At 71.4% G+C, this 22,516-nt stretch carries 17 protein-coding genes; 14 read left to right on the top strand and 3 right to left on the bottom strand.

The window, feature by feature from the left end; translation table 11 throughout:
- Positions 1-19: 19 nt before the first annotated feature.
- Both ABT294_RS38135 and aroF read left to right on the top strand, forming a co-directional pair.
- Complete coding sequence (locus ABT294_RS38135; protein WP_350811287.1) at positions 20-1,204, top strand: acyl-CoA dehydrogenase family protein; 1,185 nt, start codon at positions 20-22, stop codon at positions 1,202-1,204.
- Positions 1,205-1,444: 240 nt separating this feature from the next.
- A complete protein-coding gene (gene aroF, locus ABT294_RS38130) occupies positions 1,445-2,476 on the top strand; it encodes a 3-deoxy-7-phosphoheptulonate synthase (RefSeq protein ID WP_350811286.1) in 1,032 nt (343 codons plus the stop codon).
- A 135-nt stretch (positions 2,477-2,611) separates the two neighbouring features.
- On the opposite strand, the gene ABT294_RS38125 is transcribed toward aroF, so the two are convergent.
- Positions 2,612-3,859, bottom strand: a complete 1,248-nt coding sequence (locus tag ABT294_RS38125; protein ID WP_350811285.1) for a cytochrome P450 family protein — start codon at positions 3,857-3,859, stop codon at positions 2,612-2,614.
- A 42-nt stretch (positions 3,860-3,901) separates the two neighbouring features.
- The gene (locus tag ABT294_RS38120) at positions 3,902-5,458 is read right to left on the bottom strand and encodes a methyltransferase domain-containing protein (RefSeq protein ID WP_350811284.1); all 1,557 of its coding nucleotides are present in this window, start codon (positions 5,456-5,458) and stop codon (positions 3,902-3,904) included.
- A gap of 276 nt (positions 5,459-5,734) precedes the next feature.
- Between ABT294_RS38120 and ABT294_RS38115 the strand changes: the two genes are divergently transcribed.
- From ABT294_RS38115 to ABT294_RS38105, 3 genes are read left to right on the top strand one after another with little or no spacing between them, the layout of a single operon-like run.
- A complete protein-coding gene (locus ABT294_RS38115) occupies positions 5,735-6,553 on the top strand; it encodes an SAM-dependent methyltransferase (RefSeq protein ID WP_350811283.1) in 819 nt (272 codons plus the stop codon).
- Positions 6,554-6,572: 19 nt separating this feature from the next.
- On the top strand, positions 6,573-7,667 hold the full coding sequence (locus ABT294_RS38110; protein ID WP_350811282.1) for a DUF2855 family protein: 1,095 nt from the start codon (positions 6,573-6,575) through the stop codon (positions 7,665-7,667).
- Positions 7,668-7,688: 21 nt separating this feature from the next.
- A complete protein-coding gene (locus ABT294_RS38105) occupies positions 7,689-8,411 on the top strand; it encodes a DUF2306 domain-containing protein (protein WP_350811281.1) in 723 nt (240 codons plus the stop codon).
- Between the two features lie 98 nt (positions 8,412-8,509).
- On the opposite strand, the gene ABT294_RS38100 is transcribed toward ABT294_RS38105, so the two are convergent.
- Positions 8,510-9,814 (bottom strand): extracellular solute-binding protein, encoded by a 1,305-nt coding sequence (locus tag ABT294_RS38100; RefSeq protein ID WP_350811280.1) that lies wholly within the window; start codon positions 9,812-9,814, stop codon positions 8,510-8,512.
- A gap of 228 nt (positions 9,815-10,042) precedes the next feature.
- Between ABT294_RS38100 and ABT294_RS38095 the strand changes: the two genes are divergently transcribed.
- The 9 genes from ABT294_RS38095 (at position 10,043) to ABT294_RS38055 (ending at position 22,317) form a co-directional block, all read left to right on the top strand.
- On the top strand, positions 10,043-11,293 hold the full coding sequence (locus ABT294_RS38095; protein WP_350811279.1) for an acyl-CoA dehydrogenase family protein: 1,251 nt from the start codon (positions 10,043-10,045) through the stop codon (positions 11,291-11,293).
- Complete coding sequence (locus ABT294_RS38090; RefSeq protein ID WP_350811278.1) at positions 11,290-12,717, top strand: FAD-dependent oxidoreductase; 1,428 nt, start codon at positions 11,290-11,292, stop codon at positions 12,715-12,717. Before ABT294_RS38095 ends, ABT294_RS38090 begins: the two co-directional genes overlap by 4 nt.
- An 86-nt stretch (positions 12,718-12,803) precedes the next feature.
- Positions 12,804-15,797, top strand: coding sequence for a non-ribosomal peptide synthetase (locus ABT294_RS38085; protein WP_350811277.1), 2,994 nt, complete (start codon positions 12,804-12,806; stop codon positions 15,795-15,797).
- Positions 15,798-15,929: 132 nt separating this feature from the next.
- On the top strand, positions 15,930-16,643 hold the full coding sequence (locus tag ABT294_RS38080) for an alpha-hydroxy-acid oxidizing protein (protein WP_350811275.1): 714 nt from the start codon (positions 15,930-15,932) through the stop codon (positions 16,641-16,643).
- Positions 16,631-17,449 (top strand): tryptophan synthase subunit alpha, encoded by an 819-nt coding sequence (locus ABT294_RS38075; RefSeq protein WP_350811274.1) that lies wholly within the window; start codon positions 16,631-16,633, stop codon positions 17,447-17,449. The genes ABT294_RS38080 and ABT294_RS38075 overlap by 13 nt, the downstream gene beginning before the upstream one ends.
- On the top strand, positions 17,439-19,190 hold the full coding sequence (locus tag ABT294_RS38070; RefSeq protein WP_350811273.1) for an FAD-dependent monooxygenase: 1,752 nt from the start codon (positions 17,439-17,441) through the stop codon (positions 19,188-19,190). Before ABT294_RS38075 ends, ABT294_RS38070 begins: the two co-directional genes overlap by 11 nt.
- Positions 19,191-19,299: 109 nt before the next feature.
- Positions 19,300-20,559 carry a phenylacetate--CoA ligase family protein gene (locus ABT294_RS38065; RefSeq protein ID WP_350811272.1) on the top strand — a complete coding sequence of 420 codons (1,260 nt, stop codon included), beginning with the start codon at positions 19,300-19,302 and terminating at the stop codon, positions 20,557-20,559.
- Complete coding sequence (locus ABT294_RS38060) at positions 20,546-20,764, top strand: DUF6052 family protein (protein ID WP_350811271.1); 219 nt, start codon at positions 20,546-20,548, stop codon at positions 20,762-20,764. Before ABT294_RS38065 ends, ABT294_RS38060 begins: the two co-directional genes overlap by 14 nt.
- A complete protein-coding gene (locus ABT294_RS38055; protein ID WP_350811270.1) occupies positions 20,761-22,317 on the top strand; it encodes a benzoate-CoA ligase family protein in 1,557 nt (518 codons plus the stop codon). The genes ABT294_RS38060 and ABT294_RS38055 overlap by 4 nt, the downstream gene beginning before the upstream one ends.
- Positions 22,318-22,516 lie beyond the last annotated feature (199 nt).

Here is a 22,516-nt window from a genome sequence, read left to right as displayed (position 1 = left end):
TCACCAACTCCAGGAGGTCATGGTGCCCAAGACCGTCATTCCGACGCGGGAGCAGCTCGTCGACCGCGCGGCCGAACTGGTACCGCTGCTGCAGAAACATGCGCGCTGGTCGGAGGAGAACCGCCGGCTGCACGACGAGGTGGTGGAAGCCCTCAGCGACGCGGGCATCTTCAAGCTGCGCCGGCCGAAGCGCTACGGCGGTTATGAAGCGGACGCTCGCACGCTCGTCGACGTCGCCGCGGAACTCGCCCGCGGCGACGGCTCGGCGTCCTGGGTGGCGTCGGTGTACTGGATTCCCGGCTGGATGGCGTGCATGTTCCCGGACGAGGTCCAGGACGAGGTGTTCGCCACGCCGGACACCCGGGTGTGCGGCACGCTGAGCCCGAGCGCGATGGCCGCCCCTGCCGAGGGCGGCGTCACGGTCACCGGCAAGTGGCAGTTCATCAGCGGCGCCCACCACGCGGACTGGCAGGAGATCATCGCGATCCTCGTGCCGCAGGAGGGCGACCCGTACCCGATCATGGCGCTGGTTCCGATGTCGGACCTGCTCATCGTGGACGACTGGCAGACTTCAGGGCTGAAGGGCACCGGCAGCGTCAGCACGGTGGCCAGGGACCTGTTCATCCCGCAGGAGCGCGTGCTGCCGCTGCCCGCCGTGCTGCAGGGCCAGACGGCTTCGAAGAAGAACGCCGAGTCGGCGATCTACCGCGTCCCGCTGCTGCCGACCGCCGCCGCGTCCTCCGTCGGCCCCGTGCTCGGCCTCGCGCGGGCCGCCGGCGAGGCCTTCCTCAAGCGGCTGCCCGGCCGGAAGATCACCTACACCGCCTACGAGAGCCAGCGTGAAGCGCCGATCACTCACCTGCAGGTGGCCGACGCCGCACAGAAGATCGACCAGGCCGAGTTCCACGCCCACCGCCTTGCCACCCTGGTCGACACCAAGGCCGTCGAGGGCTCCGACTGGAAGATCGAGGAGCGTGCCCGCGCCCGTGCCGACCTCGGCACGGTGGTCCGGCTGTCCAGGGAGGCGACGGAGATCCTGGCCACGGCCAGCGGCGGCTCATCGATCTACCTCGACGTGCCGATCCAGCGCATCTCGCGCGATGTGCAGGCCGTCAGCCTGCACGCGCTGATGCACCCCAACACCAACGCCGAGCTCTACGGCCGCGTGCTGTGCGGCCTCGAACCCAACACGCTCTACATCTGACGGGGGCAGCGCTCCCGTTCACGAGCCGGGCGAAGGGGCTCCGGCCGGCGCCTGACGGTTACAGGCCGTGTCTTGCCCTGGACCGTCAGTGACGGACGGCGGCCTTGGCTGCCGTGGCCAGGACGCGGTCCTCGGCCGGCGCAAGGCCCCGGGTCCGACAGGATCCGGGGCCTTCCGCGTTTCACCGGACTTCTCCCGCGATCACCAGACGGACATCGCCACGCAGACAAGGAGCGTCACATGGTCATCGTCATGGCCGCCGGGGCCACGCAGGACGACGTCGAGTCGGTCGTCAAGGTCGTCGGCTCCGCCGACGGGGAGGCCTTCGTCAGCCGCGGGGTCAACCGTACGATCATCGGGCTGGTCGGCGACGTGGAGCGATTCGCGACGCTGAACCTGAAAGCGATGCCGGGCGTCGCCGACGTGGTGCGGGTGTCCATGCCGTACAAGCTGGTCGGCCGGGAGTACCATCCCGACCGGTCGACCGTGATGGTGGGCGGCGTGCCGATCGGCCCTGGCACCGTCACGCTCATCGCCGGCCCCTGCGCCGTCGAGACGCCGCAGCAGACGCTGGCGGCGGCCGAGATGGCGAAGGCGGCCGGAGCGACTCTGCTGCGCGGCGGGGCCTTCAAGCCGCGGACCTCGCCGTACGCCTTCCAGGGGCTGGGTGAGGCAGGGCTTCGCATTCTGGCCGACGTCAGGGAGAAGACCGGGCTGCCGATCGTCACCGAAGTGGTCGACGCCCACGACGTGGCCCTGGTCGCCTCCTACGCCGACATGCTGCAGGTCGGCACCCGCAACGCGCAGAACTTCGCGCTGCTCCAGACCGTCGGCGCCGCGGGCAGGCCGGTGATGCTCAAGCGGGGCATGAGCGCGACGATCGAGGAGTGGCTGATGGCGGCCGAGTACATCGCCCAGCGGGGCACCCTCGAGATCGTCCTGTGCGAGCGGGGCATCAGGACGTACGAGACGGCGACGCGCAACACGCTCGACATCTCGGCGGTGCCGGTGGCGCAGCGGCTCTCGCACCTGCCCGTGATCATCGATCCGTCCCATTCCGGTGGACGCCGTGACCTGGTGTTGCCGCTCACCCGCGCGGCCATCGCGGTCGGCGCCGACGGTGTGATCATCGACGTGCACCCGCATCCCGAGCAGGCGCTGTGCGACGGCCCCCAGGCCCTGGTCGACGGCGACCTGGACGACCTCGCCCTGATCATGCAGGAGTTCCCCAAGCTCGTGTCCCGCACCCTGACCGCCCCCACCTCAGCGTGATCATTCCCCGTGCGGCTCGCGCCTGCGCGCGCAAGCCGTACGGGAAGAAGCAGGCCCCGGAAAAGCTCGGAGGGTGTACCGAGTTCCGCGGAACTCGGTACACCCTCCGACCGGGCCGCAGCCCGGGTGAAGAGGCTACGCGGCCTGGGCGACGCCGCTGTCGACCTTGGTCAGGTGGACCGGGAGGCTACGGTGGCCGTTGAAGATGAACGTCGGCAGCGGCTGAATCTCCTCGACGGGAACGGCGAGGCTCAGGTCGGGGAAGCGGTCGAACAGCGAGGACAGGCCGACCGTCGCCACCATGACGGCGATACCCGCGCCAAGGCAGAAGTGCGGGCCGTGGCCGAAGGACAGGTGCCCCTTGTCCGGCCGCGTGATGTCGAAGGCGCACCTCGACTCGCCGTGCACGGCGGGGTCGCGGCCGATCGCGGCGTAGTTGACCAGGAGCGGGTCGCCTTTGGGGATGGTCACGTCGCCCAGGTCGATGTCCTCGACGGCGTAGCGCAGCGGCAGGTTGGCGATCGGCGACTCCAGCCGCAGGACCTCGTCGATGACGTCGTCCCAGCTCGCCTTCCCGGACCTGACCAGCTCGAGCTGCTCGGGGTGGCTGAGCAGCTGGGTGATCGCCAGGTCGAAGAAGTTGATGGTGGTCTCCGAGCCCGCGCCGAGGATCGCGAAGATCGTGTCGGCGAGCTCCTGCTCGCTCAGCCGCGAGCCGTCCTCGTCGCGGGCGGCGATCAGGTCACTGGTGATGTCCTCGCCGGGCTGGGCGCGCTTGAGCGCGATCAGGTCGGCGATGGCGGTGCGCCAGCCCAGCAGAACCTCCTGAGCCTGCTCCGGGCTGATGGTGGTCTGCGCCATCATGTCGAGGACCTTCGCGGTCGCCACCCGGGCCTCCTCGGACATGCCGATCAGGTCCGCGACCAGCATGCCGGGCAGCGGGTAGGCGAACCGCTCCTTGAGGTCCACCACCTCGCCGGGCGGCACCGCGGACAGGGCGTCCAGCAGCATCGTGGTCAGCTCGACCACCCGCGGGCGGATCTCCTCGGTCCGCCGCGGGGTGAACGCCTTGCCGATCAGCCGGCGCAGCCGGCGGTGGTCGGCGCCGTAGGTGGTGGACACGTTGTCCATCGCCACCCAGCTGATCAGCTCCCAGTCGGGCCGGATCTCGCCGTTGATGAACGCCGGCCAGTGGTTGCGGGCGCTCTTGCTGACTCTGGCGTCGGTCAGCAGCCGCTTGCTCACGGCGTAGCTGTTGACCGACCAGACGCGCACGCCACCAGGCAGCTCCACCTGGACGGCGGAACCCTGCGCACGCAGCGCGTCGGCTTGGCCGTGGATGTCCTGGCCGGTCGGGTCCAGGAAGGGACAGCGCTTCTCCATCGGACGTCTCCCACTGTTCTCGTAGCCGTTGCTGTGAACCGGTCAGGCCGTGCGCTGAGCGGTGATGAACACGAACGTCGCGGTGCTCGCCGACTCCTTGCGCACGACCAGTCCCGCGTCGGCGAGCCATTGGCGGATCTGGTCGACCTCGAACAGCAGGTGGCCGTCCGGGCGGCTGGGGAAGAAGTGCGACGCCTGGAAGTAGCGGGCGACGGGGTCGTCGCTCCACCGGAACGTCATCATCGTGAGGACGCCGCCGGGACGCAGGCAGCGGCCGATCTCGGCGATGGCCGTCGCGGCGTCGTCGGGGAACGCCTGCAGCGCGTTCCACAGGTTGATCGCGCCGACGGTGGCGTCGCCGAACGGCAGGTTGAGGGCGCTGCCCCTGACGGCCGGCACCTCGGGCAGCCGGCCGCGCAGCACGTTGAGCATGGGCAGGAGCATGTCCACCGCGATCAGCCGGTCGACGCCGACGGCCTCGGCCACCACGGCGGTCCACCGGCCGGCCCCGGCGGCCAGGTCCACGACCGGCCCCTCGGTGGACTTGAGGTTCTCGATGATGTAGGCGTCCTCGTCGGCCGGGGTGACCGCGTTGCCGAAGTTGCTGCCCGCCAGCCGCAGGTAGGAAGGGCGCTGCACGGCCTCGTACACCAGGCCCATGGTGGGCATCTCGGTCAGCTTCTGCAGCAGGTCCGCGGTCGCCTCGTGGGCCGGCTGGCCGTCACGGACGCCGGCGGACAGGTCGAGGATCCCGTTGGCACTCGGGTACGTGGTGGCGCACGTGCTGCACCGAGCGCCGTTCTCCAGCAGCGCGATCGGGCCGTGGCAGGTGGGGCAGCGCAGCAGCGCCGCGCGCGAGCCGAACGTCTCGTCCACCGGCCGGACCGGCGGCTGCTTGATGGCCTCCCGCTCGGGAACGGTGCGGACGGTCATCGGGGCGGGCGGGCCGTTGCGCACCGCCCAGTAGGCCAGGGCGCCGGTGAACGCCCAGAGGGTCCGGGTGTCGTTCTCCCAGTTCTTGACGATCTGCTGGGGGGTGAGGCCCTTCAGCGCGGCCTCGGCGAAGGCCGCGTCGTTCTCGTCGAGCGTCCACACCGACGGCGCGGGCCACACCCGGCCGAGGTCGGGGCGCTGCGGGTCGAGTTCGGCCAGCCCGCGCTCCAGGCGGGTCCGCTCCTCGATCTCGAGAGGGAGTTCGCCGGTGACGGCGAGAATGCGGTCCCGGTCGGCGGGGAAGTGGGCGAGCAGGTAGAGCAGCGCGAGCGTCAGCGGCTGCCCGCTCGTGCCGCCGCGCACCAGGTCCAGGTAGCGATCCAGGCCGGCGCGCACGGCGGTGGCCACCTCACCGTCGAGGCGCGGGTACTCCGCCTCGGCGAGCAGGCCGAGCAGGATGGCGAGGTACCCCTGGCGGTCGGAGCCGACCTCGTCGAGCGCGGCCACCAGCGCCGGCGTCGCCTCCAGGGCGAGGCCGGTCAGTTCTCCCTCGCTCCACAATGCGCCGGCAAGTCGTTGAAACGCCGCGTCGAGACCGTCGGGCGTCGCATTGATGAACGCGTTCACCAATTCCGCGACGGTCGAATGGGTAACGGAGGCTTTCATCAGGGATTCCTCCCGGAAGGCGAATAGGCAGGCCGGGCCAATAGCGATCGTGGCATCGCCGACGGCGGCCGGACATCTTCCGTTATGCGGCCCGGCCAGGCGCCGCGAGCCGTGCGTTTGTCGCCGGTTTCGTTCATCGGCCCCGCGTCGATATCGGGTGCGCCATTCAGCTGATGCGCCGTCTATTCGGGCGCCAAGAGCGCAAGCCGAGAGATGCGGCCACGCCGGATCGGCGGCCACGATGGCCTCGCCAACAACGGCGAACCGGGTGGGCACATGAGCAAGACAGCGGATATCGGCGAGCATTACGACAAGCGCTCGCCCATCGGCGACGAACTGCGCAACGGCCAGCTGCACATGTGGTACTGGTACGACCGCGAGGACGACGCGTCGCTGCCCGAGGCCGTCCACCGGATGACCCGCAAGGTGACCGACACCCTCGGCCTGCGGGCCGGCGAGCACGTCCTGGACGCCGGTTGCGGGCCCGGGGAGACCGCGGTCTACCTCGCGACGCGGTTCGGGGTGCGGGTCACCGGGATCACGGTGAGCCGCTTCGAGATCGACCGCGCGGTACAGCGGGCGAGCTCCGGCGGCGTCGCCGGCACGGTGACGTTCGCGTACGACGACTTCATGTCCCTGTCCTGTCCGGACGCCACGTTCGACGCGGTGCTGGCGCTGGAGTCGCTGCAGAACGCTCCGGACCTCGACCAGGTGCTCGCCGAGCTGTACCGCGTGCTGCGCCCCGGAGGGCGGATCTCCTTCTCCGACTTCAGCCTGGCGGACCAGGGAGATCCGGCGCGGGTGGCCACGTTCATGGACACCCTCAAGCTGCCGAGGCTGCCGACGCTGCCGCAGTGGCTCGAGCACGCGCGGGCCGCCGGCTTCGAGATCGAGGAGTACACGGAGTGCGGTCCGCGGGTCTTCGGCCAGAAGGCCAAGTACCTGGAGACGGCGCTGCGCATGCGGGACGAGGTGACGGCCAAGTTCGGCGAGGACGCGGTCGACGAGTTCTCCCGCCTGCACCACGGCTTCTTCGTACCGCGCAGGAACCAGATCGGCTACGTGATCGTCTCGGCGAGGAAACCTCACCGGTGAGACCCATTTGGGAGTACAGATGCTGAAGGGACGGCACTCTCCGGCTCTGGGCGGAGGCGGCTGGGACCTGCTGGTCCGGCGCGACGACCTGACGGCCGCCGAAGTCCGGCCGGCGTCTCAGCCGGTGCTCGCACCGGGCGAGGCGCGGCTCGCGGTCGAGAAGTTCGCGCTGACCATGAACACCGTCACCTACGCCCGGCTCGGCGACTCGGAGCTGCCGTTCTGGGCGGCCTTCCCGGGCCCGGCGGGGTACGGCCGGGTGCCGGTGTGGGCCTTCCTGCGGGTGACCGACTCGCGCAACCCCGACGTCCCCGTCGGTGGCCGGTACTTCGGCTTCGTCCCGATGGGCACGCACCACACGATCGCGGCGCGGCTCACGGCCCGCGGATTCGCCGACACGGCGCCCGAGCGCGCCTTCCTGCCCACGTGGTACCGGACGTTCCAGCGCGCGGCGGAACCGGACGCGCTCGACGATCAGCGGGCCGTGTTCCGGCCGATCTTCCCCGCCTCGTTCCACCTCGCCGACTTCGTCGCCGGGTACGCCGAGCGTGGCGCCAAGTCGGTGCTGATCACCAGCGCGTCGAGCCGGACCGCCATCGGGCTGGCCGACCTGCTGGCCCGGCATGGCGACCTGCCGACCGTCGGGCTCACCTCGTCCGCCAACGTCGGCTTCGTCGCCGGCCTCGGCTGCTATGACACGGTGGCCGGCTACGACGAGCTCGCCTCGGTCTCGGCCCTCGCCCCGGCGGTGTTCGTCGACTTCACCGGTGCGCACCGGTCGATCTCGGCGGTCTACGAGCGCTTCCCCGGCCAGCTGGCGCACGCCGCGCTGGTCGGCTACACGCATCCGGAGTCGGTACAGCAGCCGCCGGACCTGGCCGAGCCGGAGCCGGAGATCTTCTTCACCCCGGCCGTGGAGGAGCAGACCGTGGCGGACGAGGGCGAGGACCACTTCTACGCCCGTTACCACGACGCCGAGCAGCGGTTCCTCGAGTCGACGACCGCCTGGCTCACCATCCGCCGGCAGCAGGGCCCGGAGGCGGTCGCGGAGGTGTTCCGCGCTCTGCTCACCGGGCCGCAGCCGCCCGGCGTGTCCTATGTGCTCAGCCCATGAGAGACGGTCGGAGGAACAACCGTGTCGTTAACTACCGGCGAGGACCGCAAGTCGGACGGGCCTGACCAACCATCACGGCCGGCGGGTGCCACGCAGCGCGAGGGGACGCCGTTCTGGCGGCGCCCGTGGATCATTCCCCTGTGGCTGGTGACAGCCGCGTTCCTGTACCTGCAGGCGGGGCCGTTCGTCGGCACGCCGGAGGCCGAGGCGCAGATTCCGGCGCACGACGGCTTCGCGGCGTACTACCCGCTGCTGATCACGCACATCTCGCTCGGCACCGTCGCCATGGTCGCCTGCTGCCTGCAGGTGTGGCCGTGGATGCGGAGGCGGCACCCCGCGGTGCACCGGGTCATGGGGCGGATCTACGTGCCCGCCACCTTGGTCAGCGGCGTCTGCGGGCTCGTCATCATCCCGTTCGCGCCGGTGGTCGGCCAGATCGGCGCGTTCATGTCCACCACGCTGTGGATCATCACCACGCTGGTGGGCTTCTGGGCGGTCCGCACCGGCCGGTACGTTCTGCACCGCCGGTTCATGCTGTACAGCTTCGCGCTGGTGATGAACAACGTGTGGGGCCTGACCATGGCGAAGATCATCATCGGGTTCGGGATCAAGATCGACTTCACCTATCTGGGAGAGGCGGCCCGCTGGGTCGGCTGGGTGGTGGACCTGATGCTGGTCCAGTGGTTCCTGTACCGGACCGCCAAGCAGCCGGTCGAGGCCCCGGCGCGCCGGGCCGGCGCCTGACAGCCCGGAGCCGGGCACCACACCGAAAGAAAGAGCTGTGGCCCGGATCGCTCTGAGAGCGATCCGGGCCACAGTGCTGTGCGAGGTGGTGGGCCGGATCAGGTGCCGACGAGCAACCAGCTCCCGTCGCGAGGTCCGGGGCCGAGACAGGTGGCGTTGTAGGCGTCCAGGGCCTTCTGCGCCTCGGCGGTGGCCCGGGTGAACCGGGCGACCGGCTCGGCACCGCGCACCAGCACGTCCTCCATCGCCGCCATGATCGCGGTCTGGATGCCGTGCGAGCCGGGGAACACCGGCCCGTTCGACCCGGGTGAGCCGTCGGTCCGCTCAAGCTGGTCGGTGGCCACCCGATGCAGTGGCTGCTCGGCGAACCAGCCCTCCTCCTCGAGCACTGCGACGGCGCCGTAGGTGGCGGGCGTGGAACCGACGGCCTTGTGCCACTCGGCCCCGTTGCGCGGGCTGTTCAGGTACTGGATGAACGCCAGCGCGCCGTCGCGCAGCGCCGGATCCAGACCGTCGGCGAGCCACAGGGCGTCGCCGCCGATCCAGTTGCCGACCGGCGCGGTCCGCTCGTTGTGAGGCAGGCTGCTCGCCGTGACGTCGAACCCGCCCGCCCGGCCGACCTCGGTCATGGCGGCGATCTCGAAGGAGGAGCCGAACCGGAACGCCACCCGCTGCTCGGCGAACGCCTGGCCGCTGCCGACCCAGTCCTCGAACGCGCCCGTGTAGAGATACCACCCCCGCTCGTTGAGCTGCCGCCACCAGGTCACGTAGGACATGATCTCGTCGGAGGCGAGGTCCACCCTGCTGGCGCGGGCGGACCGGCCGTTGTCGTTGTCCAGGAACAGGCCGCCCTGCTGGGCGACCGCGTGCTGGAACAGCTTCCCGTCGTCCGGCCAGGTGACCGCGAACTCCGGCCCGCCGTCGAGCCGGGCGATCGCCTTGCACGCCGCGATGAGGTCGGCCCAGGTCCGCGGCACCGTGCTGACGCCCGCAGCGCGCAGCATCGTGGTGTTGGTGTAGAGGAGCATCGTCGAAAGCGTCAGCGGGACGGCCGCAATCTCACCGCCGATGGTGTAGAAGCCGCGGCAGGCCGCGATGAGGTCGTCGAGGATGACCGGCTCGCCGAGGATCTCCGTGCGGCCGGCGACCTGGGCCCCGATCGAGGTGAACAGCGGCCGGCCGTCGCGGGTGACCGTGTCGATGGCCTGCTGGGACGCGCCGGAGTAGTAGGACGCGATCGTCGGCGGTGTGCCGGCCAGCGCCAGCCGGGACACCTCGGCCGGCAGGTCCTCGTAATAGCAGCCCCGAATATTGACCCGGTATTCGGGATGTGCTCGTTCGAACTCCGCGGCCCACTTCCTGACCGGTTCGAGAAATCCCGGAAACGGATATTCGGACAGCACGGCGTCGATCACTAACGGCGGTGAGCCTGTCGATGCGTCCGAAGGCATGAGACCTCCACTTGAGCGAGAGCGGCTGGCGCGCGGCGCGCGACGGTTTCGGCGTCCATGCTGACATCGGCATTCGTCGTCGGCATCTCCCTGGTGGCGGCAATTTGGGAGATGTAGTCGCGCACGCGATTTTGTGATGCTGAACGCGCATCATCGCTTCCAGTAAAGGATGTGCGGTATATGTCAGTTCTCGCCGCGCGTATTGGAGAACAAGGATTTCCGCGCCCGCCCGAACCGGGCCTGACTCCGGCGGACGTCATCACCAGGGCGGAGGCCATCGCGGCCACCCTCGTGGAACGTCAGCAGGAGACCGAAGACCGCACCTTCTACGCGTCGGACACCCACGAGGCCTTCACCAAGGCCGGCTTTCACCGCATTCTGGTGCCTCGCCGCTTCGGCGGCTACGAGTTCGGTGTGGACACGTTCATGCGGGTCTCGATGGCGCTGACTCGCGGCTGCCCTTCGACGGGCTGGATGTACACCCTCGGCGCCGCGCACGCGCTCGCCGTCGCCACGATGTTCCCGGAGCGGACACAGGAGGAGATCTTCGCGGCCGGCGACTTCGTCTGCCCCGCGACGGTCATGCCGGCCGGCACCGCCGAGCGCGCCGACGACGGCGGCTGGGTGATCAACGGAACCTGGAGCTACTGCTCCGGCTCGCCCTACGCGACGCACTTCCTCGGCCACGCCCTGGTCTCCCGGTCGGACGGCGAGCCGGCGCCGATGATGTTCATCGCGCCGCGTAGCCAGTGGCGCCGGCTGGACGACTGGGGGCAGCAGCTCGGCCTGCGCGGCAGCGGGTCGCACAGCATCACCATCGACAACGGCCGCGTCCCGGACCACTTCACTCTCGACGGCCACATGAGCGAGTTCTCGGTCGCCGACAGCGCGCCCGGGCTGCGCCTGCACCGCAACCCGGAGTACGGCGGCGGGCCGTTGAGCTTCATGAACCTGGAGAGCGCCGTGCTCGCCGTCGGCATCGCCAGAGGAGCCCTGGACGCCTACGAGGACCTGATGCGCACGCGCACCACGTTGTTCCCGCCCGTCGTCCAGCGCACCCACGACCCGGACTACCAGTTCTGGTACGGCGAGGCCGCCGGCCTGATCGCCACCGCGGAGGCCGCCATCCTCAACGCGACGCAGCAGTGGCAGGAGGCCTGTGCGCACGGCCCGGCCACCTTCACCAGGGAATTCGAGATGCGCATCGCCACGATCTGCCGCCAGGTGGTCGAGTTGAGCTGGCGCGCCGTCGAGCAGCACCTGCTGCCCACCGCGGGTTCCAGCGCGGTGCGCAGGGGCCAGCGGCTCGAACGCGTCTGGCGGGACATGTCCATGTTGCACACCCATGCGGGCTTCACCGTTTTTCTTGCTGCCAAGGCGCAGCGCGAGCTTGCCAAGGCTCGCTTCGACATCGAGGAGGTACCGCGATGAGCCAGCGCCTGGGCCACCGCGCGATCGTGCTGGGCGGAAGCATGGCCGGGCTGCTCGCGGCCCGAGTGCTCGCCGAGTCGTTCGCCGAGGTGGTGATAGTGGACCGCGACGAGCTGACGGGCGTGACCACGGCCCGGCGCGGGGTGCCGCAGGGCCGGCACGTGCACGGGCTGCTGGCGCGCGGCCAGCAGATCCTGGAGGAGCTGTTCCCCGGCTTCACCTCGGGCGCGACCGCCGCCGGCATCCCGACCGGCGACCTCGGCGAGCTCCGCTGGTTCTTCGGCGGCCACCGGCTGAAGCCGAGCGCCACCGGGCTGATCTGCGTGTCGGCCACCCGGCCCATGCTGGAGTCCCATGTACGGGCCAGGGTGGCCGCCCTGCCGAACGTGTCGCTGATCGAGCGGGCCGACATCGTGGGCATCACCACGACCCGCGACAACTCCCGGGTGATCGGGGCGAGGATCCACCGCCACGCCAAGGGGAGCACCGAGGAGGCCCTGGACGCCGAGCTCGTCATCGACGCCACCGGCCGCGGCTCGCGGACGCCGGTGTGGCTGGACGAACTCGGCTACGGACGGCCGGACGAGGACCGAGTCAAGATCAACATCAGCTACACGACCAGGACCTACCGGCTTGCCGACGAGTCGGTTCTGAACGGCGACCTGTCGATCAACCCGGTAGCGACGCCCGCGGCACCGCGCGGCGCGTTCTTCTCCCGGATCGAGGACGGCAAGTGTGCGCTGTCGCTCACCGGTGTGCTCGGCGACAGCGCGCCGACCGACCCCGACGGGTTCCTCGAGTACGCCAGGTCCCTTCCGGTGCCGGACATCTACGAGATCATCCGGGACGCCGAACCGCTCTCCGACGCGGTCGTCTACCGCTACCTGGCGAGCGTCCGGCGACGCTACGAACGCCTGGCGCGCTTCCCCAAGGGTTTCCTCGTGCTCGGCGACGCGGCCTGCAGCTTCAACCCGGCCTACGGCCAGGGCATGACGGTCGCGGCGCTCGAGGCGATGACCCTGCGGGACCACCTGACCCGCGGCATGCCCGAGGCGGCCGGCTTCCACCAGGACATCTCCCGCGTCATCGACGTGCCGTGGGACATGGCGGTCGGCGGGGACCTCAGCTACCCCCAGGTGGAGGGCCCTCGCCCGCTGAAGGTCCGGATCGGCAACGCGTACATCGCCAAGGTGCACGCCGCCGCGACCCGCGACCCCGAGGTGACCCGGGCGTTCATGCGGGTGGCAGGCATGGTCGAGGCGCCGACGGCGCTCATGCGTCCCAGCATGGTGCTGCGCGTGCTGCGCAACGGGAAGCCGTCGGAGTCGGCTCCCCTGCCGCGCCCGGACAGCGGACCCGACAGCGGACCCGACAGCGGACCGGACAGCGGACCGGACGAGGTGCGGGCCTCGCGCGCCGCCTGAACCCGCCCGCTCCGGACGGGCCGGTCACCGAAGAGGTGATCGCCGGCGACATCGACGTGACAGCGACGTGACGGCAGGGCAGGCGAATGGGATCCGACGATGGCACGGCGAGTCTCGCCGTCACCACCAGCGCGCAGGACGGGCTGTGGTTGCCGGCGGAGCCGGCGCCCGGGTCGCCGGCGCACACCGTGTGCCGGGCGTACCGGGTGGCCGGGCCGCTGGACGTCGGCGGGTTGCGGACGGCGTGGCGGGCGGTGGTCGGCCGGCACGAGAGCCTGCGCTGCACGCTCGTCGAGCGGGCCGGCCGGGTCGCGGCGCGAATCGCCGGGGACGTCGCCGATGATGTGTGGTCGTTCGTGGATCTCGCGGCGCGGGCCGAGCACCCTCACGCTGCCGCCCGCGAGTTCTGCGCCGAGCTGGCCGCGGCGCCGCCGCGGCCGCCTGCCCGGCTGGCCGTCGCGCGGCTCGGCGCAGACGACCACGTCGTCGCACTGGTGGCGCACCGGGCGGTCGCCGACGACACGTCGATCTCGATCGTCGTCGACGAGCTGTCCGCCGCCTACGCGTCCGCTGTGAACGGAGGCAGGCCGGCGGATGCGCTGCCGGCCCAGCCTCGGCGGTACGCCGACTACGCGCGTTGGCAGCGCGCCCAGGACCACCGGCACCTGGTGGACTGGTGGCGTGCCACGCTGACGCCGCTGCCGACGGCGCCGGACCTGCCGGTGGATCGCGTCCGTCCACCGGCCCTGTCGGCGACGGCCGGTGTCGAGCGGTTCGACTGGGGGGCCTCGCTCGGGCGACCGCTCGCCGAACTGTCCACGGCGGAGCACGTGGAACCGCACACCGTCCTGCTGGCCGCGTTCCAGCTCCTGCTGCACCGGTACGGCGACGGAGATCGGATCGCGGTCGGGATGCCGGCGTCCGCCCGCCCGGTGCCCGAGTTCGCCGGCGTCGTCGGCCTGTTCGACACCCTGCTCGTCCTGTGCGCGGACTTCACCGGTCCCTTGACCTTCCGCGAGCTGGTGCGCCGGGCGGGCGCCGCGGTCACGGGCGCGCTCGCACACCGCGCGCTCCCATTCGACGAACTGGTCCGCGCGCTCGACGTCGACCGGGCGCCGCACCGGATCCCCTGGTGCGACACCCTGTTCGTGGTCGGGGCGTCAGAACCGCGGCTGCGGCTGGCCGGCGCGCGGGTGACGCGGCAACCGGTCGATGCCGTCGCGGCCGTCGCCGACCTCACGCTGACCGTCGACGCGGGCGGTCCGGCGGCCACCGGAATCCTGGAGTACCGTGCCGACGCGTTCGAGGCGGCGTCGGCGCGCCTGCTCCTCGAGCAGTTGCGCACCCTGCTGGCCGCCGCCCTCGCCGATCCCGACCTGCCGGTGCGCGCGCTCCCGCTGGAGAGCCGGGACCGGCTGCGCGCCGCGATCCGCGACGCCGACCGCGTGGCGGACGGTCCCGCCGGGCCCGACACGGTCAACACGCTGGTGCGCCGGGTCGCCGAGCGCACGCCGGACGCTCCCGCGCTGTCGTACGGCGGCACGCGCGTGTCCTATGCGGAGCTTCGCGCCCACGCCGCGCTGATCGCCGCCGCGCTCACCGGAGGGCACGGCGCGGTGCCCGGAAGGCCCGTCGTGGTGCGCATGTCGACCGGACCACGCCAGATCGCCGCCGTCCTCGGCGCCCTGGACGCCGGCGCCCACCTCGTCTGCCTCGGCGCGGACGAGATGGGCGAGCGGGGCAGGACGATGCTCGCCGACATCCGGCCGGCCCGCCTGGTGATCGACGGTTCGGCCGGCCCGGACGCGTTGGCGCAGTGGTTCGCCGACGAACTGGACGGTCAGGTGGTCGACGTCACCGCGCCGCCGGCCCCGGCTGCCTCGTCCCCGGTGCAGAGCGCGCCGCAGGACCGCGCCTACGTCGCCTACACCTCCGGATCGACCGGACACCCCAAGGGCATCCCCCAGTCCCACGCCACGCTGGCGCAGTTCGTCACCTGGTTCGGCGGCGAGTTCCGGATCGGCCCCGGCGCCCGGGTGGCGCAGTGGGCGGCCCCCGGCTATGACGCCAGTCTCTGTGAGGCGTTCGCCGCCCTGGTCGCGGGCGCGACGCTGTGCCCGGTGCCCGACCGGATCCGGGCCAACCCGGAGAAGATCGTCGACTGGCTCGCCGCCGAGCGGATCACGCACTTCCAGACCGTCCCGACCTTCGCCCGGGAGATCCTCCGGGTGATCAGCGGCCGGGCCGGCGCGCCCGAACACCTCGACCACCTCCTGCTCGCCGGCGAGGCGCTGCCCGGGGAGCTGGCCGGCGGCCTGCGCGCGGCCCTGCCGTCGGTGCGGTTGATCAACCTGTACGGCCCGACCGAGCTGATCCTGGCCACCTGGCACGAGGTCGCCGGCGAGGCACACGGTGAGGTACACGGTGTCACGCCGGTCGGCCGGTCCATTCCCGGCCGGCAGGTCCTCGTGCTCGACGACCAGGACCGGCCCTGCCCCGCCGGCGTGACGGGCGACCTCGTCATCCGCAGTCCCTACACCACGCCCGGCTATCTGGGCCCGGCGGCGGCCGATCGCGCACCGTTCCGGCCCGTCGCCGACACCGGCGGGTGGGGCATCGGCGGCCCCTGCTACCGGACCGGGGACCTCGGCCGGCGGCGCTTCGACGGCGCGCTGGAGTTCCGCGGGCGCAAGGATTTCCAGGTCAAGTTCAACGGCATCCGGCTGGAACTCGGCGACCTCGAGGCCGCGCTGGCCGCGCACGACTCGGTCGCCGAGTGCGCCGTGGTGGCCGTCGCCGACGCGAACCGGCTGGCGACCCGGCTGGTCGCCTACGTCGTGCCGGTTCGCGGCCCGGACGGAACCGCGGCCGGAGCGGCGGCCGACTGGCGGGCCGCCCTGCGCGCCCGGTTCGGCAAGGCGATGCCGCCGGTCACGTTCCGGACGCTCATCGGCCTGCCGCGCAACATCGGCGGCAAGATCGACCGGCGCAGCCTGCCGGGCCCCGGCCCCGCCAGGGGCGGGGCCGGAGCGGAGCCCGAGTCGTGGGGTTCTTCGCCGACCCCACCCTGGCCGGGCTGACGGCCCGGATCGAGCCGCACACCACTACGACAGAAACCTTGGCGGGCCGCCGCACACAGCACTGAAGAAGATGCGGCCCCGGCGATCGCGGTGTGAAGATCCTCGTGTCGTCGGAGGGACGCGAGGTGAACGATGAACGGTCGCAGCCTGTACGCGGTACTGGAGTCCACCCGGCGGACCCTTCAGCCCGCGGTGCTGGCCGATGTGAAGGTTCGCTCGCCCCGCGACGGCACCCTGATCGACCTGGACGGGCTGGACGCGTACGTGGACGCCCTCATCGAGGGCGGGGTGGACGCGCTGAGCACGCCCACCGATCCGGTGTACTTCGCCGGCGGTCTCGAGGTGGCCGCGCGGATCCGGGCGCGGAGCGGGCTGCCGTTGTTGCGCAAGGATTTCTTCAACAGCCCCAGCCAGCTCGACGAGTCGGTCGCGGTCGGCTTCGACGCGGTACAGCTCTCGATCAACACGACGCCACCCGACCAGCTCGAGCGGCTGCGCGACCACGCCGAGCGGCTCGGGCTGGAGGTGTTGTTAGGGGTGCACACCAAGCGGCACCTGGCAACGGCGCTCGCCCTTGACCCGGTCGCCATCGCGGTGAACAACCGCAACATCGTCGCCCTCGAACTCGATCCGGGCACGGTCAGCGTCACCGAGACGCTGCTGCCGGAGGTGCCGCCCGACGTCCTCGTCCTCTCCGAGAGCTCGTTCTTCACCGCCGACGACGTCGCGCGGGCGGCGGCGGCCGGGGCCGAGGGCGTGCTCATCGGCACCGCGCTGGCCAAGAGCGACGACCCTGCCGCCCTGGTGCGCAAACTGCGGGACGGAGCCTGGCTTTGCCCACGTTAGACCGACTCGGCGACCGGTTGAGGGCCGCGGACGCGCGACAGGAGCGGCTGCTGGTTCTCTACCTGACGCTCGGTGACCCGCTGACCGACTCGCTCGAACTCGCCGTCGCCGCCGCGACGGCCGGCGCGGACGTGCTCGAACTCGGCCTCCCGACACCGGGGACGCAGCCGCGCGGCGCCGACATCGCGTCGTCGTTCGACCGCGCCCGGCAGTGCCCGCCCGGCCGGCTCTGGGAGCTGGTGCGGGAGCTGCGCGCCCGCCTGCCCGACACGCCCCTGCTGTCGCTGGTGTATCCGCAGACGGTCGCCGACGTCGGCGTGGACCCGCTGCTCGAGCTGTCCGTCGAATCCGGCGTGGACGGATTGGTGCTGACCGATCCGGACGGTCAACTCACCCCCGGCCGGGTGGCGGCCGCCGGTCTGAGCGCGGTCCCGCTCGTCAGGCCCGGAGCCGACGCGGCGCGGCGGCGCCGGCTGGAGGACTCCGCCCGGCACCTGACCTACCAGGCGCTCGCCGAACGCACCGGCGTCCGGCTGGACCCGGCGCAGGTCGGCCGGTCCGCCGAAGCGGCGGCGCTGGGTGCCACCAAGCCGTTTCTCGCCGGGTTCGGCATCCGCGACGACCATGACATCCGCGCGGTCGCGCCGTACGCCGCGGGTGTGGTGATCGGCAGCGAGCTCTACCGCGGCCTGGCCGCGGCCGAACCGGCGACGCGGGTGGCGTGGACCGAGGCCGCCGTGCGGAGGTGGAAGGCCGCCACCATCCTGTCCGGAACCGAGCTGCCGGGGAGCGAGCATGCGCGTTGACATCATCGGCGGCGGCCCGGCGGGACTGTTCCTGGCCATCCTGTTGCGCCGCGACCGTTTCGTCGACGACGTCCGGCTGTTCGAACGCAACGAACCGGACGCCAGCGCCGGCTGGGCGGTGGTCTTCCCGGAGGGATCGCTGAACGCGCTGTCCACGGCGGACCCCGGCGTGTTCGAGGCGATCGACCGCATCGGCGTGAACTGGACGCAGGTGGAGATCCGCTGCCGGGACTCGCTGTACCTGGTGGAGGGCAACCGGTTCCACGGCATCGGCCGGGACGCGCTGCTGTCCATCCTGCGCGAGCGGGCCACCGCGCTGGGCGTCGAGCTCCACTACGGACAGCGGGTGACCGACCTCGCCGATCACGCCGACGCCGACCTCGTCGTCGGAGCCGACGGGCTCAACTCCGTCGTGCGCGCCCAGATCGAGGACGAGATCGGCCCGCGTGTCGAGCACGGATCGTTCTGGTACGGCTGGTTCGGAGTCGAGGCGGCCCGGCCCACCTTCGCCTACCTCTTCGTCGACACCGAGTGGGGTCTGTTCCAGGGCTACGTCTACCCGTCCGGGGAGTCGTGGAGCTCGCTGATCATCTACGTCTCCGAAGAGACCTGGCAGCGGTCCGGGCTGTCCGCGATGGACGTCGAGGAGTCGCTGAGGTTCTGCGAGCAGGTCTTCGCCGCCCACCTGGACGGCAGGCCGATCCTGCGCCGCGGACCGGCCTGGACCCGGTTCCGCCACCTGCGCTGCGACAGCTGGCACGCCGGCAACGTGGTGCTCATCGGCGACGCGGCGCACACCGCGCACTGGTCCATCGGCTCCGGAACCCGGCTGGCCGTCGAGGACGCGATCGCGCTCGCCGCCCAGCTGCGCGCCCAGCCGGCCAGGATCCCGGACGCTCTCGCGATGTACGAGAAGGCCCGGCGCGACCGGGTCGAGCGGTTCCAGGACGCGGCCCGGCTGTCGGAGCGGTACTTCGACAACGTCCAGCGCTACCTGGACTTCGAACCGATCCAGTTCGCCTATCAGCTGGTCGCCCGGTCCTGGCGGATCACCTTCGCCGACATCGCCGAACGCGATCCGGACTTCATCCGCCGGTTCAACGCCTGGTTCCACGGCCGGGCCACCGGCACACCGACCGAGATCGCCCCGTCGCCGGTGTTCGCCCCGGCCGGCATCGGTGGGCTGCGGCTGGCCAACCGGATCGTCACCACGGTCCCGACGGAGGGCGCGGGCCTGGTGATCGGCGCGCCGCCCACGCCGGGCCGACCCGCCGCGGCCCTGGTGAGCGTCGGCCGGCTGGTGCCGGACCTGGCCGCCGCGCGCGACGCCGGCTACCAGCTCGCCCTGCTCGACCTCACCGCGCGACCGGTCGCGGACCTGCTCGCCGATCCACCGGGCCATGAGCTGGCCGCCCTGCGCGCGCGGTGGCCGGCGGGCCAGCCGGTGGGCGCGGTGCTGGGCCTGGCCGCCGGCTGCGACGGCGCGTCCCGGATCGCGGAGGCCGTCGCGTTCGCGAGGGTGCTCGAACTCTCCGACGTGGACGTCGTGTTGCTGCAGGCGGCGGGCGACCCGCCGCCGGGGCAGGTGTCGCAGGTCGCCGACGCCGTCCGTAACGAGACCGGCCTCGCCGTGATCGTCGACGACGGCCTGCGCACGCTCGACGCGGCGGACACCGCGATCGCGGCCGGCCGGTCGGACCTGTGCGTGCTGCGTTTCGATTCCGACGCTGGGGAGGCGTGATGAGCGGCTCCAGCGTTCCCCGGAAACGATCTGCGGGAAAGGCAGGTGTGCCATCAGCGATCTGATCAGCGCCCACGACCAGCCGTTCTGGAATCCGCGTACCGAGACGATGCCCCGCGAGGAGCTGGCGGCGTGGCAGTGGCGCAAGCTGCGACGTGCGCTGGCGCAGGCCCGCAACTCCAAGTTCTGGGGCGACCGGATCCCCGCGGACATCCGGTCCTTCGAGGACTATGTGCGGCGGGTTCCGTTGGTGCACAAGAAGGATCTGGTGGCCGCCGAGGAGGTGGCGCCGCCGTTCGGCGTGCTGCCCTCGATCGACCCGTCGGCCGGGATCCGGTTCCACCAGACCAGCGGCACCAGCGGCAACATTCCCCTTCGGACGTTCGACACGGCCCGGGACTGGGCCTGGGCGGTCGACATGTGGTGCACCATGCTGCACGCCGTCGGCGTGCGGCCGCACCACCGCGGCTGCGTCGCCTTCGGGTACGGCCTGTTCATCGGGTTCTGGGGGATGCAGGACGCGATGATGCGGATGGGCTGCATGGTGCTGCCGACCGGGTCGATGGACTCCGCCGCCCGCGTCCGGCTGCTGGTGGACCAGCAGATCGAGGTGATGGGCTGCACCCCCACCTACGCGCTGCGCCTGCTCGAGACCGCCAAGGAGATGGGCGTCGACCTGGCCGCCGAAGGCAACCTGCACGTCGTGATCACCGGCGCCGAGCCGCGGCCACCGGCCACCGCCAAGGCGATCAGCGAGGGCTTCGGCGCCAAGGTGATCGACGTCGCCGGGATGACCGAGCTCGCCACGGTGTTCATGTTCGAGTGCCCGGCCAAGCCGGGCGCGTGCCACATCATCGAGCCCGGCGTGATCGAGGAGGTCCTGCACCCGGAGACCAGGCAGCCGGTCGGCTACGGGGAGCGCGGCGTCCGGGTCATGACCGGCCTCGGCCGCGAGGGCTTCCAGATCTTCCGCTACTGGACCGAGGACGTCGTCGTCAAGCGGCCGTGGCACGAGTGCGGCTGCGGGCGCACCTGGGACTGGTACGACGGCGGCATCCTCGGCCGCACCGACGACATGCGCAAGATCCGCGGGATCTCGGTGACCCCGGTGATGGTCGAGGATGTCGTCCGCGGCTTCGCCGAGGTCCGCGAGTTCCAGACCGTGCTGCGGTCCGATCGCGGGCTGGAGGTGATGGTGCTGCGGATCGAGCCGGCCGACGACGCCGGACCGGCGGCCGGCACGCTCGCCGACCGGATCGGCGCGGAGATCAAGCGCGCGATCGGGCTGCAGCCGCTCGTCGAGCTGGTGGAACCCGGCGTTCTGCCGCGATTCGAGGCGAAGGCGGTGCGGTTCCATGACGAGCGGTGAGCTGACCGCGCGAGAGCAACAGCAGCTCCGCGAGTGCTACGCGACGCTGCACGAGCTCGCGGCGACCTGCGCGGTGCCGGCGGTGCGGGCGGCCGCCCGGGCGGCGGTCGCCGAGGTGCACGTGGCGCTGGACGGGCAGGCGCTCGAGTTCGAGATGTACACCCACAGCTGGCTCACAGACGGACACGAGAAGGAACGCGAGTGACTACACCGATCCCCTCTACCAGTGAGATCGCCTCCGCGCGGTCGGGCGACGCGTCGGACTACAACCTGTCGCGACGGTTCCTCGACCCGGCCCCCGGCGAGCGCACCGCGCTGATCACCGCGGCCGGCCCGACCACCTACGCGGAGCTGCGCACGCTGGTCAACCAGGTGGGCAACGCACTGCGCGGCCTCGGCGTGGACAAGGGCGACCGGGTGCTGATCTCCCTGCGCGACGGCGTCACGTACCTCGCCACCTGGTACGCCGCACAGCGGATCGGGGCGGTCACCCTCGACGTCTGCAACTTCCTGTCTCCCGACGACTACCGGCACTACGTCGACTACCTCGAGCCGTCCATCGTGGTCACCGACGGCGACGCGCTCGAGGCGCTGCGGTCCGCCGACGTGACCGGGATGGCCGTCTTCGGCCCCCACGGCGGGCTGCGCGCGGACGAGCACGACTTCGAGGCGCTGGTCGCCGCGCAGCCCGCCGACCTGACCGCCACCCCGATGAGCGCGGACGACCAGGTGATGTGGAAGCTCACCACCGGCAGCACCGGCAGGCCCAAGGCGTGCCGGCACCTCGCGCGCAGCCCCTGGCTGAGTCACCTGTGGTTCGCCAGGGGCGTGCTCGACATGCGGCCCGACGACGTGGTGATGCCGGTGCCCAAGCTGTTCTCCGGCTGGGCCCGTGACCTGGTGGCGCTGTACACGATGGGCGTCGGCGCGACGGGGCTCCTCTATCCCGAGCGCAGCACGCCGGAACGGATCTTCGAGCTGGCCGCGCAGCACCGGCCGACCATCCTCGTCAACGTGCCGACGATGATGAAGTCGATGCTGGCCCACCCGGACGCCTCCAAGGCCGACCTGAGCTCGGTGCGGATGTGCCTTTCGGCCGGCGAGCAGCTCCCCGCCGAGTTACACCGGCGGTGGCAGGACACGTTCGGCGTCGAGGTGCTCGACTGCGTGGGGTCGTCCGAGTCCTTCAACGCGGTCATCTGCAACCGGCCCGGCCGGGTCCGGGTCGGCAGCCTCGGCCAGGTCATCCCGCACTACGAGGCGACCGTGACCGACGACGAGGGCAACCCGCTGCCGGACGGCGAGGTCGGCGTCCTGCAGGTGAAGGGCGAGCCGGTGGCGATCGACTACTGGAAGGCCCCGGAGAAGACGGCGAAGACCTTCCCCGCGCCCAGCACGCTGCGTACCAGCGACCTGTTCATCCGTGACGCGGACGGCTACTTCTTCTACCAGGGCCGGGCCGACGACCTGCTGAAGGTCAGCGGGATGTGGGTGGCGCCGACGGAGATCGAGAACTGCCTCGCCACCCACCCTGCCGTGGTGACGTGCGCGGTGATCGGCTACACCACGACGGACGGCCTGACCAGCACGCGCGCCTTCGTGGTGGCCAGCAAGCCCGTCTCCCCCGCCGAGCTCCAGGAGTACGTGAAGGCCCGGCTGACGCCGCACAAGTACCCGCGGGACATCCGGTTCGTGGACGCACTGCCGGAGACGCCGACCGGCAAGATCGACCGCAACACGTTGCGTTCGGTTGAGTGACAGCAATCTGAAAGATGCGTGGCCAAACCCTGGCGGACAATCTGGTTCGCCGACGGTACCGAATTCCGTGAAAGAGGCATTTCATGCACACAGTCACGTCAAGTGACGGCACCACCATAGCGTTCGAGAAGGTGGGTCAGGGGCCGCCCGTCATCCTGGTCGACGGCGCGTTCGTCTACCGCGCCATCGACCCCTGGGC

Source organism: Nonomuraea sp. NPDC000554 (assembly GCF_040300065.1).
In the GTDB taxonomy this organism is placed as follows: Bacteria; Actinomycetota; Actinomycetes; order Streptosporangiales; family Streptosporangiaceae; genus Nonomuraea.
This window is presented reverse-complemented; position numbering and strand designations above follow the sequence as displayed.